The organism is Amycolatopsis heterodermiae, assembly GCF_034929455.1.
Lineage (GTDB): Bacteria > Actinomycetota > Actinomycetes > Mycobacteriales > Pseudonocardiaceae > Amycolatopsis > Amycolatopsis heterodermiae.
Genome location: NZ_JAYFSI010000027.1, coordinates 1 through 13,082, shown reverse-complemented (window position 1 = coordinate 13,082; position 13,082 = coordinate 1). Strand labels below are relative to the sequence as shown.

Annotated in this window: 14 protein-coding genes; 13 read left to right on the top strand and 1 reads right to left on the bottom strand. The window is 68.9% G+C overall.

What is annotated here, in order from left to right; all coding sequences use genetic code 11:
• Position 1 precedes the first annotated feature (1 nt).
• The 13 genes from VA596_RS49885 (at position 2) to VA596_RS49825 (ending at position 12,666) form a co-directional block, all read left to right on the top strand.
• The gene (locus VA596_RS49885; protein WP_323337852.1) at positions 2-250 is read left to right on the top strand and encodes a hypothetical protein; all 249 of its coding nucleotides are present in this window, start codon (positions 2-4) and stop codon (positions 248-250) included.
• Between the two features lie 3 nt (positions 251-253).
• Positions 254-1,495 carry a hypothetical protein gene (locus VA596_RS49880; RefSeq protein ID WP_323337851.1) on the top strand — a complete coding sequence of 414 codons (1,242 nt, stop codon included), beginning with the start codon at positions 254-256 and terminating at the stop codon, positions 1,493-1,495.
• Positions 1,492-2,253, top strand: a complete 762-nt coding sequence (locus VA596_RS49875) for a hypothetical protein (RefSeq protein ID WP_323337850.1) — start codon at positions 1,492-1,494, stop codon at positions 2,251-2,253. Before VA596_RS49880 ends, VA596_RS49875 begins: the two co-directional genes overlap by 4 nt.
• 1 nt (position 2,254) lies before the next feature.
• Positions 2,255-2,704 (top strand): hypothetical protein, encoded by a 450-nt coding sequence (locus VA596_RS49870; protein WP_323337849.1) that lies wholly within the window; start codon positions 2,255-2,257, stop codon positions 2,702-2,704.
• A complete protein-coding gene (locus VA596_RS49865) occupies positions 2,698-3,024 on the top strand; it encodes a hypothetical protein (RefSeq protein ID WP_323337848.1) in 327 nt (108 codons plus the stop codon). The genes VA596_RS49870 and VA596_RS49865 overlap by 7 nt, the downstream gene beginning before the upstream one ends.
• A complete protein-coding gene (locus VA596_RS49860) occupies positions 3,021-3,365 on the top strand; it encodes a minor capsid protein (protein ID WP_323337847.1) in 345 nt (114 codons plus the stop codon). The genes VA596_RS49865 and VA596_RS49860 overlap by 4 nt, the downstream gene beginning before the upstream one ends.
• A 36-nt stretch (positions 3,366-3,401) precedes the next feature.
• A complete protein-coding gene (locus VA596_RS49855; protein WP_323337846.1) occupies positions 3,402-3,839 on the top strand; it encodes a minor capsid protein in 438 nt (145 codons plus the stop codon).
• A gap of 6 nt (positions 3,840-3,845) precedes the next feature.
• Entirely contained in the window at positions 3,846-4,310 is a 465-nt protein-coding gene (locus VA596_RS49850) for a phage tail tube protein (protein WP_323337845.1), read from the top strand.
• Between the two features lie 13 nt (positions 4,311-4,323).
• A complete protein-coding gene (locus VA596_RS49845; RefSeq protein ID WP_323337844.1) occupies positions 4,324-4,860 on the top strand; it encodes a DUF7426 family protein in 537 nt (178 codons plus the stop codon).
• Positions 4,861-5,094: 234 nt separating this feature from the next.
• On the top strand, positions 5,095-8,880 hold the full coding sequence (locus VA596_RS49840; RefSeq protein ID WP_323337843.1) for a hypothetical protein: 3,786 nt from the start codon (positions 5,095-5,097) through the stop codon (positions 8,878-8,880).
• Positions 8,877-9,641, top strand: a complete 765-nt coding sequence (locus VA596_RS49835; RefSeq protein ID WP_323337842.1) for a hypothetical protein — start codon at positions 8,877-8,879, stop codon at positions 9,639-9,641. The genes VA596_RS49840 and VA596_RS49835 overlap by 4 nt, the downstream gene beginning before the upstream one ends.
• Positions 9,641-12,100 carry a hypothetical protein gene (locus VA596_RS49830; protein ID WP_323337841.1) on the top strand — a complete coding sequence of 820 codons (2,460 nt, stop codon included), beginning with the start codon at positions 9,641-9,643 and terminating at the stop codon, positions 12,098-12,100. The genes VA596_RS49835 and VA596_RS49830 overlap by 1 nt, the downstream gene beginning before the upstream one ends.
• An 8-nt stretch (positions 12,101-12,108) precedes the next feature.
• Positions 12,109-12,666 (top strand): hypothetical protein, encoded by a 558-nt coding sequence (locus tag VA596_RS49825; RefSeq protein WP_323337840.1) that lies wholly within the window; start codon positions 12,109-12,111, stop codon positions 12,664-12,666.
• 56 nt (positions 12,667-12,722) lie between these two features.
• Here VA596_RS49825 and VA596_RS49820 read toward each other — a convergent pair whose 3' ends face one another.
• Positions 12,723-12,926, bottom strand: a complete 204-nt coding sequence (locus VA596_RS49820; protein WP_323337839.1) for a DUF397 domain-containing protein — start codon at positions 12,924-12,926, stop codon at positions 12,723-12,725.
• Positions 12,927-13,082: the final 156 nt, after the last annotated feature.

Here is a 13,082-nt window from a genome sequence, read left to right as displayed (position 1 = left end):
CATGCAGAAGCTCGCCTACCTGGCCGCCCGCGGCCGCAAGGCTCTCGCGGGTCTCGCCGGCGCCATCCTCGGCGTTGGCGGGGTCGCCGCGATCGCGCCCGGCCTGTCGCCGCAGTGGCAGGCCACCATCACAGCTCTCGCGACCATCGCGGCCGTGTGGTCCGTGCCGGACAACGCGCCGAAGCAGCCGAAGCCCGCGCCGACCGGCGCCGAGCTGGTCCAGGCCGCGCGCGACGCGCTGGAGGACTGACCGATGCCGCTGCCCGTGTCATGGCCGAAACGGACCGTCGTCGGCACCGTCGTGCCGCTCGACGAGGCCACCGGCGTCACGGGCACGGCGACGTTCGCGCCGATCGGCGCGCCGTGGTTCGTCGTGGACGAGACCGTTGTCCCGCCCGCGACGATCACGGCGCCCATCGTCGACGGCGCCATCTCCAAGGCCATCCCGGTCACGAACTCGCCGAGCGTCCAGCCGGCCGGGTGGGTGTACCAGGTGACCGTGACGCTCGCCGACGGCCGCGCGTGGGCGTTCCCGATGGAAGTCCCGGACGGGCTCGACGACCTCGACCTCGCCACGCATGCACCGGTGGCGCCGTCGGGCGGCTGGGCGCGCTACGTCCGCACCGTTAACGGTGTCCTCCCGGACGAGACTGGGAACGTCGAGGTCGCCGGCGGATCCGGCGGCGGGGGAGCGGTGCAGTCCGTCGACGGCCGCACAGGCGCGGTCACCCTGACCGACGTGTACGCCACACCCGCGCAGCTGTCTGCCGGGCTCGCCACGAAAGCGAACACGGCCAGCCTCGCGCCCGTCGCGACCGCGGGCACCTACGCCAGCCTCACCGGCAAGCCAACGATCCCCGTGTCCTATTCGGACCTCACGGGAACCGTGCCGCAGGCGGCAATCCCGGCAATCGCGATCGCCGACTTTCTCGGCGCGGTCGCGTCGCAGGCCGCGATGCTCGCACTCGCCGGGCAGCGCGGCGACTGGTGCACCCGCACCGATCTCGGCACCGACTGGCAACTGATCGCCGAACCGGCGACGAGCCTTGCCTCGTGGCGAGAGCACACCTACCCGGCGTCGCCCGTCCAGTCCGTCGCCGGCCGCATCGGCGCTGTGGCGCTGTCCAAGGCGGACGTTGGACTCGGCCAGGTGAGCAACACCGCGGACGCCGACAAGCCCGTCAGCACGGCGACACAGGCCGCGCTCGACGGCAAGGAAGCGACCGGTACGGCCGCGGCCGCGGTCACTGCGCACGCCAACGCGGCGGACCCGCACCCGCAGTACCTCACGCAAGCCGAGGGCGACGCGCGGTACGACGCGGCCGGCGCAGCGGCGGCTGCTGTCGCCGACGCGCCGCGGTACCTCAAGTACGCGTCCGGCTGGCCCGCCCGCGGCAGCTCGTCGCGCGTCACCATCTACATCGGAGGGTCGGCCGCATCGAACGCACCGACTGACGCCGTGCTCGGCGACGTCTGGATTCCGGCATCGTCGTGACCGTCATCGCCGCGTACAACTTCGCGCAGACCGGAAACGTCGCCAAGGACTTCGGACCGGGCGGCTTCGATCTGAACCTATCCGGCTCGGCCGGCGTCCAGACGACCGGCGGCCGGTTCGGGCCCGCGCTGGGCAAGACCGGCGCGGCGATGCCCACCTTACCGAGCGGCGTGCTCGCCGCGCTTCAGGCCAGCAACACCCGCGCCGTGTGCTTCTGGGCATACGGCGCGGGCACCACGTGGTGGGTCCGCTGCCAGGTCGACGTGGCCGGCGACGGAACCGGCACGTTCGGCGTGCTGCTGCTGAGCGGGTTCATGGCCGGGCAGGTTCGCGACTCCTCGCAGAACCTCGCCTCCCGCCCGCAGGCCGACCCGCCCGGCACCGAACAGCACTGGTACCTACTCGCGTACGACCACACGACCGGCTCGATCGATCTCTACCGCGACAACGTCCTCACCACGCCGGGGCCGCCCAACGGGCACAGCTCGTTCGCGGCAGAAACGGCGCTGTCGACCGCGGCCGAGGCGATCAACCTCCTCGAGACCAGCGACACGACCTCGCGGCTGTCCGAGCTCCGGTTCCTCACGCACGTCCCGGACGCCACCGAGCGCGCCGCGCTCATGGCCACGCCGGTCGGGCCGCCCGCGTCCGGGGTGAAGCTCTGGACCGGCTCGGCCTGGACCGACACCCCGCCACCGCGCCGCTACGACGGCGCAGCGTGGCAGACCACCCCCGCTGTACGACCGATCGGAACCTGACGTGACCGACCTCATCTGGGCCACCACCGCCGAAGTCCGTGCCTACCCCGACAGCGGCATCCCCGCCGACATGACCGAGCCCGCGCTCGAACTGGCCATCACCAAGGCGGTGCGCGCGCTCGAGCGCGTCATCATCCGGTGGCCGACCGTCGACTCGGAGACCGGCAGAGCCTTCGACGACGGCGTCCGCGCCGACATGATCGCCGCGGTCGCCGAGACCATCAAGGCCCGGCGCAAGGCTGAGGCCGTCGAGGCTGGGCTCGGGGGGCTCGCGCCGATCCTCGCCGACGGCGGCAGCATCTCCACCAAGACGCTGTCCGCCTCGACCGCCGGCCGGTCCGGATCCGGCGGCGGTGCGCGCATCGGCGAGAACGCCACCCGCGTCCCGCTCGACGCCGTCGACGCGCTCCAGTCGGCCGGCCTCATCGGGGGGAGCGTGCGCACGTGGTGAGCTTGCTGGGCGGGATCATCCCGACCCCGGACTCGGTCCTCCACCGCAAGACGCTGGGCGACGGCGCGGACGGGGAGCAGCACGCCGACGCCGTGGCGCGGTTCGGCCGGTGGGAGAACACCACCAGCCAGATCCAGAACGCCGAGGGCCGCGTCGTCACCCTCTCCGGCGTGATCTACCTCGAGGCCGCCGCGGATCCCCACGTTGGTGACCGGCTGGCCAAGGCCGCGGCGGAGCCGGATTGGCGCCGCGTCGAGAAGGTCGACAGCGCGACGTGGTTCGACGGGAGCGTCATGCACCACGAGGTGTACGTCTCGTGAGCCTCGACGGGCTCGACGCCGCCGAGGCCGAGTTCATGGCCGCGTTCGCCCGGGGCGGCAAGGAAGCCATGGAAGACCTGAAGTCGACGTCGCAGGACGAAGTGCCCTACGACCAAGGCGACCTTTCCCGCTCGGCGAAGGTGTCTCAGGTGGAGATGTCGGAAGGCTGGGAGGGCGCCGTCTCCTACGACAAACCGTACGCCGCGGCCCAGCACGAAAACCGCGACTGGAAGCACCAGGACGGCAAGAAGGCCGGCTACCTCGGCGACCCGATGCGCGCGAACGCCGAGCGGTACCAAGAGCACATCGCGTCCGCGGTGCGCGAGGCGATGGGCGGATAGCCGCGCGCGGTGACACCCCGGACCGATGGTCACGGGGTGATCGCTGCTGCCCTCGCCCGGCACATCGCCGAACTCGACTTCGGCACCTACGACGGTGCCGGCACGGGTGCGCCGGTGTTCCTCGGCGACGGCAACGGCATGCCCGACAAGCCCGACGTCTGCTGGGCGGTCTACACCCTGCCGAGCTTCCCAAGGTCCGATCCGACGATCGACTACGAGACGCCGGAAGTCCAGGCGGTGTACCGCACTGCGGTCGACGGGCCGAAGGCTCGGCCGGGCGCCGAGGCCATCGACGCGCTTCGCCGCGCGCTCGACGGCACGTTCAACACCCGGTGGGCGGAATCCACTGTGGACGAAGTCGACGTGCTCACGTGCGACGCGGCCTCGTCGACGCCGGTCCCGCTCGACCCGGACGCGCGTGGCCGTCCCCGCTGGTCGGTCTCGTTCCAGCTCGAAACACCGATCAGGAGGTAAACCCCCGTGGCGAGCATTTTCAAACGGCTGTCGCGCCTGTGGACCTGCGAGGTCAACACCGGCACCGACGTTTCCCCGACCTGGGTCAAGGTCAAGGGCCTGACCAAGCTCGGCCTCACCATCGACGCGAACGAAGTCGACACGACCGACTTCGACTCCGAGGGCTGGGAGGACAACGACACCACGTTCCGCAAGTGGGCCCTCTCGATCGAGGGGTTCGACGGCTTCACCGGCCCGGTGAACGCCCAGGTCGACGACCCCGGCCAGGCGTGGCTGAAGGCCAAGGGTCTCCTCACCGGCCCGGACGCCAAGGTGTCCGTCCGCATCTACCGGACCGACAACAGCAAGGGCTACAGCGGTCTCGCCACGTCGAACTGGAAGGGCGCCGGCGGCGAGGTCAAGAACATGGAGCCGTTCAACTGCGACCTCACCGGCTCGGGCCTGCTGTCCCCGTTCACCTACACGCCGTAAGGACACCCGGACCGTGACCACCTTCCCTGACCTGTCCAGTTTCCAGGCCGACACCACCGACGAGGGCCTGACCCTGCCGATCAACGGCACCGAGTACACGTTCTTCAGCAAGCTCCCTTTCGGCCGCGCGCTCCAGGTTCAGGCACTACGGGCCGAGGCCGAGCGGATCGTCAAGGCCCGCCTCGCCGGCGAACCCGCCGCGGCGCCGTCCGCCGAGTTCCTCGAGCGCATGGCGGACTACGACGAGACCGAGATCTACCTTGGCCTGCTCGGCGACGAGATGCGCGAGCGGCTGATCGCGGACAACGTCGAGTACGAGACGGTCCTTCACGTCGGCGCGACGTTGCTCGCTTGGCACCTCAACGGCGAGGCCGTCGCGCGTCGCGTGTGGACGTTCGGCAAGGAGGCGGATCCGAACCGCCCCCCGGCCGAGGCTTCGGGTACGTCGACAGCGCGGACGACATCCCGGAGTGGATCGACGAAGAGGAAGCCGCGCAAGCGCAAGCCCCGCAACACACCTGGGCCGACTACTTCGACCGCTGGGCGCTGATCGAAGGCGACTTCCACCGCGAGTACGGCGTCGAGCTGTCTGACCCGGACGTCCTTAATGGACGGTCGTGGCGCTGGTTCACGGTCCGCCTCACCGGCCTGTCTGCGAAGGCGCTCACCCGACTGTCGCTCGCGATGTCTGCCGCGGAGCAGCCGGATGACGAAGTGGACGACCTCGACCGGGACCTCGGCGTCCATCGCCGCTGAGTGACACCCCGGGCCGATCGTTCCGGGTGTGGCCCTGAACGTCGGAAAGCTCGTCGCCCTCTTCACCGGCGACGCATCGGACTACTTCGCCACGTCCAAAAAGGTCCGTCGGGACAGCGACGAACTCGACCGTAAACGCGCGACCACGAAGATCGACGGCGACTCGTCGCCACTCGACCGCGCCGTCGCCCGCGCCCGCGCCACCCTCGCCACCTTCGGCGAGAAATCGACCGTCGCGCAGATCGACGCCGACATCTCCCGCGCGCAGGCCCGGATCCGCGAATTCGAGAGCCGCCGCGGCGAAGTCGGCATCGACGTCGAGGCCGAGATCAGCAAGGCCGAGGCCACGATCGAGGCACTGACCGCGCGCCGCCGGAACCTCACCGTCGGCGTGGACCCCGACACCGGGTCGGCGTTCCGCGCCGGGGCCGTCATGGGCGCCGCGGTCAAGGCCGGCCTCATCTCAGCGGGGATCGGCGCCGCCCTCACCGTCGCGATGGGCGCAACAGCCGGTGCCGGCCCGGCGCTGCTCGGCGTCGCAACCGCCGCTGGCATCACAGCCGGGCTCGTCGCATCGCTGTCTAAGGCCGTCAAGGCGTACAGCGCGGACCAGAAGACCGCGGACTCGTCCGCCGCTGGATCGGCCGGGCAGTCGCTAGCGAACTCCATCGCCATCCGCAACGCCCAGACCGCGATCGGTGACGCCCGCCGCCGCGCCGGCGAGGCCGCCGTCGACGGCGCCCGCCAAGTCGAGGATGCCGAGCGCGCCACCGCGCGCGCCGAGCAGGACGCCGAACGCGCGACCCGCGCCGTCACCGCTGCCCGCGCCGACGCCGCCCGGCAGCTCGACGACCTCGCCGACCGCGCCGGGTCGTACAAGCTGGCCACCGAAGACGCCACCCTCGCCGTCGAGGAAGCCAAACAGGCGCAGGAGGAGGCGAACGCCCGCTACGGCGCCGACTCCCTGCAGGGCCGTCGGGCCGCGCTGAACGTCGTCGAGGCCGAGGACCGGCTCCAGCAGACCCGCAAGGACGGCACCGAGGCGGTCAACGCCTACGCCGACGCGCTCCGCAAGGGCGTCGAGGGTTCCGACCAGGTCGTCGCGGCGAAGGAAGCCGAGCAGCAGGCGCACGACCGCGTCGCAGACAGCCAGCGCGCCGAGCAGACCGCGCGCGAGCAGGCGGCCCGCTCGACCGAGGACGCGACCCGGCAGGTTGAGCGGGCGGTGCAGGCCCTCAACGACACGCAGGCGCAGCAGAACGCCAGCACCGCGGCCGCCGCCGGCAAGGCGAACACCTACGCCGCCGAGCTCGCGAAGCTCACCCCCGAAGGCCGCAAGTTCGTCGAGACGCTGATCGGTATGCGCGACGTCGCCGACCGGCTCGGCAACACCACGCAGACCGCGACCCTGCCCGGCTTCACGCGGCTAGTCGAGGCGGGCCGTGACATCGAGCCGGTGCTCGCGCACGGCATCACCGTCACCGGCGACGCGATGTCCGACACCGCCGACAAGGCCGCCGCCCTGGCAAAATCGCCGGCGTTCCAGGCGAACCTGTGGGAGGCGTTCGACAACGCCCGGCCGGTGCTCGACGCGATCGGCGACTCGACCGTCGAGCTCACCGACGACTGGGTCGGGTTCATGGCCCGCTCGGCGCCTGCCGGCCGCGGTCTGGCGTCGCTGATCCGCGACATCGAAGGCGGCGTCGGTGATCTGTTCGACAACTCGGTCGCCGGGATGGGCGCTTACGAGCGGATCCTCACGGTCGTCGGGCGGATGGGCCGCGACACGCTCGGCGAGCTCGGGACGTTGATCGCGAACGTCGCGAACGGCAGCGCCCCGGAGATCGAGCATCTCGAGCAGGTCTGGCGGCGTGCTCTCGGTGCGTTCGGCGAGTTCGGGTCGACCTACGTGCCCGGGCTGATCTCGGGGTTCTCGTCGGTGTTGGGCTTCGCGGTGAACACGCTGAGCCCGATTGCTGGTCTGGTGGGCTCGATCGCGGGCCCGGTGACGCCGGTCGTGGCCGCGCTGAAGCTGATCGACAAGGTCACGTTCGGCGGGGTGTCCGGCCAGGTCGACAAGGTCAAGTCCGCGATGGCGGAGGCCGACGGCGTGCGCGGCAGGTTCGGCGCCGGTGTGACCGCGATGAAGGACACGGTGTTCAGCCCGTGGACGCGGGCGCTGGGCGCCGCGGTGGTCGCGCTTCAGGTGTGGTCGTCGATGCAGCAGCAGGCCGACGCCGCGGTGAAGCAAGGCCGCGACGGCGTCGCCAGCTACCGCGACGAACTGGAGCGGACCGGCGGAGTGCTCGGCGAGAACACGCGCGCGCTGGCAGAGAAGAACCTCGCGTCGATCGACGCTGCCAACTCGGACCGCAAGCTCGTCGACGTCGCCGCCGAACTCGGCATCAGCCTCGACGACTTGACCGCGGCGTACCAGGGCAACAAGAGCAAGCAGGACGAGATCCTCGCGTCGCTCGGTGGCCAGTCGACGGCGTGGTACGACGTCGTCGGCGCGGTCGGCGACGCCGGCCACCAGATCGGCTACTGGACCGGGATGGCCGACGACGGCGCCGACATGGCCTCGACCCTCCAGGGGCAGCTGCGGATCCTCTGGGGCGACGTCAACAAGACGACCGACAGTACGAAGTCGATGACCTACGAGCAGGGCCTCGCTAAGGGCGCCGCGAAGGACCTGAGCGCCGACATCAAGACGATGGCAGACTCGACCGGCGACGCGTCACGCCGCGGCGACGCGCTGATCGACTTCCTCCGGAAGCTGTCCGGCCAGTCCCCGGACTACGAGGCCGCCGTCCAGCGGATCAACGACCAGATGCGCGACCTCGCCGACCTGTTCGGCAAGAACGTCGACAAGACTGCCGGCTTCGGGCGGGAACTGCTGAACGCCGACGGCAGCGTGAACACCTTCACCGCGAACGGTTCACGGCTCAAGACGCTGGTCGACGGCATCGCCTCGGCGACGGCCGGCGCGGCGCAGCAGGCGTACGACCTCGCGATCAGCCAGGGCAAGAGCGTGCCCGAAGCGATGGCCGCGGCCTCCCAGGTCGTGTCGGACCAGGACGGCCGCCTTCGCGAACTCGCAGGCGCGATGGGGCTTTCGGCCGGGCAGATGCAGACGCTGCTGGACAAGTACGCACTCACGCCGGAAGACGTCATGTCGGTGATCGGCCAGCCCGGTATGGAGAACGCCCAGCGGCAGGCCGACATCTACGGCGGGAAGCTCAAGGCGATCCCGAACCCGGTCAACACCAACTTCAACGTCAACACCTCACCCGCCGAGGAACAGCTCCGGCGCTGGTACGACTGGTACATCCGCAACTTCATCAACAACCCGCTGCCCGCACCCGTGATTCGCGGCAACGAGGGAACCGGGCTGCTGCCCGGCAGCACCGTCGTCCCCGGCCGGGCCAGCGGCGGCGACGTCACGGCCAACAGCCTGTACAAGGTCGGTGAGGACGGCGAAGAGTTCTTCGTCCCGAAGACCGACGGCACCATCATCCCGGCCGGCCCGACGGCCGCGTACCAGGCGGGCATGGCCGCCGCCGCGTCCGCGCCGGCGCCGCAGATGGCCGCCGTCGGCGGGCCGCGCAGCGCCGCCCGCGGTGGTGACGGTGCGGCGATGCCCGCGGCCAGTTCCATCAGCGATCAAGAATTCGCGCAGCGGGCAACCAGCCTGCTCGCCGAGATCCGGTCTCTCGCGGCATCCGTCGCCGAGCGCCCGATCCAGGTCACGGCGAACGGACAGGTGCTCGCGGCCGCGGCGAACCGCGGCAACGTGCTGAACAAGAGGCGGTGACCGTGCTACTCGGGTACCCGTGGGACATCCGCACCGTGCGGAACCCCGCCCGCGGTCTCCGTCTGTCCACACAGGACAACCAGGTCAAGCACCAGATGCTGTCCGGCGCCGTCCGCACGACCGGCCGGCCGAACACCCCGCGAACGTGGTCCGCGTCGTGGGCGGAACTGGCCGAGGCGGACGCGCGCTGGTTTCAGTACCTCGCCCGCCGGATCGGCGGCCCGGGCCCGTTCGTCGTGATCGACCCGGCGACCCAGAATTTCCAGCGCCCGCTGCAATCGGTCGGCCGCGGCTCGGCGAGCCAGTGGGCCGTGTCGTCCGGCTCGCTCACACAGCAGGCCGACAGCACGATCCTCTGGGCCAACGGGGCCGCGAACGCCGAACTCACCTGGGTTCACCCGGTCTGGGGCCGCTGGCCGACCACGCCCGGCCAGGTCGTCAGCTTTCGACACACCTCGACCGCGAACAAGTCCGCGCTCGCGTTCTACAACCGCTCCGGGACGTTCCTATCGACGGTCTCCGCCACCGGCGGGAATCTCACCACCACCGCGCCGGCCACCGCCCAGTGGATCCGGCCGCACCTCATCAAGCCCGCTACGGGCTCCCTCACCATCCCGCCGTCGTGCTTCCGCTACGGCACCGAGATCGGCGCTGCCTGGTACGAGGGCGAGCACTGCGCCGCCATGTCCATCCTGACACCCGTCGAGACGATCCAGGTTCTTCCTCGGCGCGACCTCACCCTCGAACTGCTGGAGCTCTGATGCAGTTCCCCAACGACGCCGACCTCGCGGCCGCGATCGAAACGTCCGAGCTGATCGTCGAGTCGCTCGTCGAGATCGACTGGAACCGCAACGGTCTCTACGATCACAAGTACTCCGACATGTCCTGGTTGACGACCAGGGTCGTCGACGACATGGGCCCACTGTCCGGCGACCTTCCCGAGGAAGCCGACGACGTGTCGGGCTTCGCGTCTTCGACGCTCACGGTCGAGTTGGGCGGGGTGCGCTACAGCGACCCTGACGCGCAAGCTGCCTGGTCGCAGGCGCTCGCCGAGCAGGGCCTCACCGCCGTGCAGTTCTTCGACCAGTACAACCCGGCCAGCCCGATCGTCGGCAAGACCGTAAACGGCACGCCGATCCGCTATTCGCGTGTCGTGTCGACCGCGGCCGGACCGCGCACGATCCGGCAGTTCACCGGCTGGATCCGGTGGCCCGAGCTCGACGAGGGAAACCAGACCGTCACCCTGACCGCGGGTGACGTCGAAGACCTTGCCGGTGCGCTCGTCTCGTTTCCCGTGTGGGCTGTTGGGCCTGGCCCTGACAACGACACGCAATACAACGCCAACGGTGATTTCTCCGCGAACACCCCGATCTCCGCGGAGTGGGTCTACCAGGAATGCATGCGCGCTGCCGGCCGTGGGATCGGTCCCATGCCGCGTCCGGACGCGGTCGCATACTGGACGTGCCACGGCTCGTGGCTGCCCTCGGTCGGGCGTATGGGAGGTCCGTATCCCTCGCCGCACAACATCAGCGTCGAGAACACCTGGAAGCCGCTCAAGTACGGCGTCGGCCACACGTTCGCGTCGTGGAACGACTACGGAACCAACTCAGGTGGCCAGGCGCAGACACCGACCCTCGTCGACGTCCCGGACCGCGGTAGCAGCGAACCCAACAAAACGGTCGGAATGGCGGCTTGGATCAAGTCCGATGGCGGCGCCACGGCCTTCGGAACCTACGGGGTAAACCTTTCACTGGTCCTGGACGACGTTTCGCTCGGTCCCCCTGGAACCATACAGCTGTATATCTATAACAATGGCAGTGCTGCCATTAACGTGCAAGAGTCATTTGTCTCCGGAAGTCCGAACGCTGGTGCTATTCGAGCATGGCGCTATAACCTTCCGCTCGCCGCGGGGCTGCACTACCTGGCCGCCCATGTCAAGTTTACGCCAACGGCAATCACCGTAGATCTCTACGTTGACGATGTCATCATTTCGCAGACGAGTTCAAGCGGCCCAACAGGAGGTTTCAAGAAGACGCTGACTCCGCGAGGCGCCGCGAACCGGGTTCTCGCAATTGGGGGAAACGTTCCCTGTCAGCACTTGCAAATCTATGCTGGAACAACTGTTACGTACGACCCAAACCAGAAGCATCCGGGTTGGTTCCTGAGGGGCGATCCGGAGCCGAAATTCAGTACTCCTACCAAGAGTTCGCTCAACTGGCTTCCCGATGTCAATAATCGCGGCGCCTGGGAAGTTCTGAAGGACGTGGCCGCTGGCGAGCTGGGGACCCTGCACACGAACGAATTCGGCCGCCTCGACTTCGTGAACTTCGAGGCTGCCTGGATCCCGGTCTATTATGGGCTCGACGTCTATGTCAAAAGGCGCCTCACTCGGGACTTGGTTCAGAATGTCCGAATTCGCCCGTCAGGGGATAGGTATCGGAACGCGCTCTCGGCCTCGTGGACGCAGACGCAGCAAATTCGGAAAATTGTCTGGCAGAGTCCCGACGCGCGCCAGTTTTACGAAAAAGTGGGATCCGTTCACACTGTCACAATTCCTCTTTCCGACGTGTCGGGAATTTATCAGGACTTTACATCCGTTTCGGCCGCCGCCACGCCTGCCACTCCGAACCTCTTCGGTACGCAGGCCAGCGCCGTACGCGCTGACAGCCCCGGCACCGGCGCGCCAGACGGATGGATCGGAGCCGTCGAATTCGCTCCCGACCAGCGAAGCCTGAACGTCACGACAGCGAGCGGCACATCGGGGGCACCCGTCTACGTCGGCGCAATATCAGGCGCTACCGCACCGAACTTCACCGTCGGTGGATGGGGCCTCGATACCAAGAAGACCACACGACAGCTGTACCAGGCCAACGACCCCACGCACGGGACCGCGCTCCTCGAACTGCCGGACTCGCCCTGGCGGCAGGACTCCGTCCTGACGTTCGGGATCGCTTACGTCACGCTCCAGAAGACCATGGCCCCTCTGCCGCTGCTCGACTCGATCACCATCACCGCGGACCCGCGGTTGCAGCTGCGCGACTTCGTGATCGTCGAGGCTGCCGCTGGCTGGTACTACTGCCAAATCATCGGCATTCGCCGCACCGACGGTCCTGAGGGCTCGCTCGACACCCTCACCCTCCGACTCGCCGCGACCCCGAACACCTGGGTTCTTGACGATCCGGGCCTGTCCTTACTCGACTCCACGACGATCCTGGCCTAGGAGGAACCTTGACCCTCTACAACTACGTGCTCCGCAACTGGGCCGCCGGCTGGCCTCCGGTGTCCTACTTGGACATGCTCCAGATCAACAACGCCATCGGCAGTCTTGACGTGCGGGTCGACACCCTGGAGCAGCGTGCGCCTGGTCTGCTCGCCGACCTTCACGCGACCTCGTCGAGCTCGTTCAACACGACCGAGACCGTCGTCGACTCGGCCGTCGTAACCCTCGTCGCCGGGCGCCGGTACCGGGTGAAGCACCAGGGCGGGGTGTCGACGTCGGTGAGCGGCGCGACGTGGCCGCCGGGGACCGGTCTGCTCTTCGCGATCCGTGCGAAGTTCACGAACGTGGTGGACACGAGCGGTACCGCGGTCTGGATCAACGACAAGGGGTACGTGAGCAACGCCGCGAACGAGCCGTTCCGCAACGAGGCAACGTTCACGGCAACGGCCACGGGAACGTGGGCCATCGTCGGAACTGTCCGGAACACGACGACAGGCACCGGTGCGGTGGCCTACGGCGCGACGTCGAACCATCGGCTGTTCACGGTCGAGGACATCGGCCTCTGACCGGGGCTGGAGAGGAGCCCCGGCGTTCACGCATCGCCGGGGCCCCCGTCAGCTGATCACTCCGTGGTGATGCACCGGAGAAGGGCGTCGAAGGAACCCTGCGGCAGGATGATCGTCCCGCCTTCTCGGTCCTTCGTGTCCCGGATGCCTACTACTTTCGGTGCCCCGAGGGCCACCTCCACGCAGCTGTTGTTCTCACCACCGGATCGGCTGGACTTGCGCCATCGGGCGCCAGACAGTTCGTCGTAGCTCACTGTCATCCTCCTGCCACCAGAGCGTCTATGCGTTGCTCCAGCAGCGCGATCGTCTCACGCTCGCCAGCTGCGTTGATGGCCAGGGAGTCGAACGTCAGCCGGTACACCTCGACGTCTCCGGCGCCGGACAGGCAGTCCGCTCGGGTGAGATCCTCGAGGTTG

Bases quoted from the DNA above. Each gene is read 5' to 3' on its own strand.
- VA596_RS49885 (WP_323337852.1), top strand. From the start codon at position 2: ATGCAGAAGCTCGCCTACCTGGCCGCCCGCGGCCGCAAGGCTCTCGCG.
- VA596_RS49880 (WP_323337851.1), top strand. From the start codon at position 254: ATGCCGCTGCCCGTGTCATGGCCGAAACGGACCGTCGTCGGCACCGTC.
- VA596_RS49830 (WP_323337841.1), top strand. From the start codon at position 9,641: ATGCAGTTCCCCAACGACGCCGACCTCGCGGCCGCGATCGAAACGTCC.
- VA596_RS49820 (WP_323337839.1), bottom strand. From the start codon at position 12,926: ATGACAGTGAGCTACGACGAACTGTCTGGCGCCCGATGGCGCAAGTCC.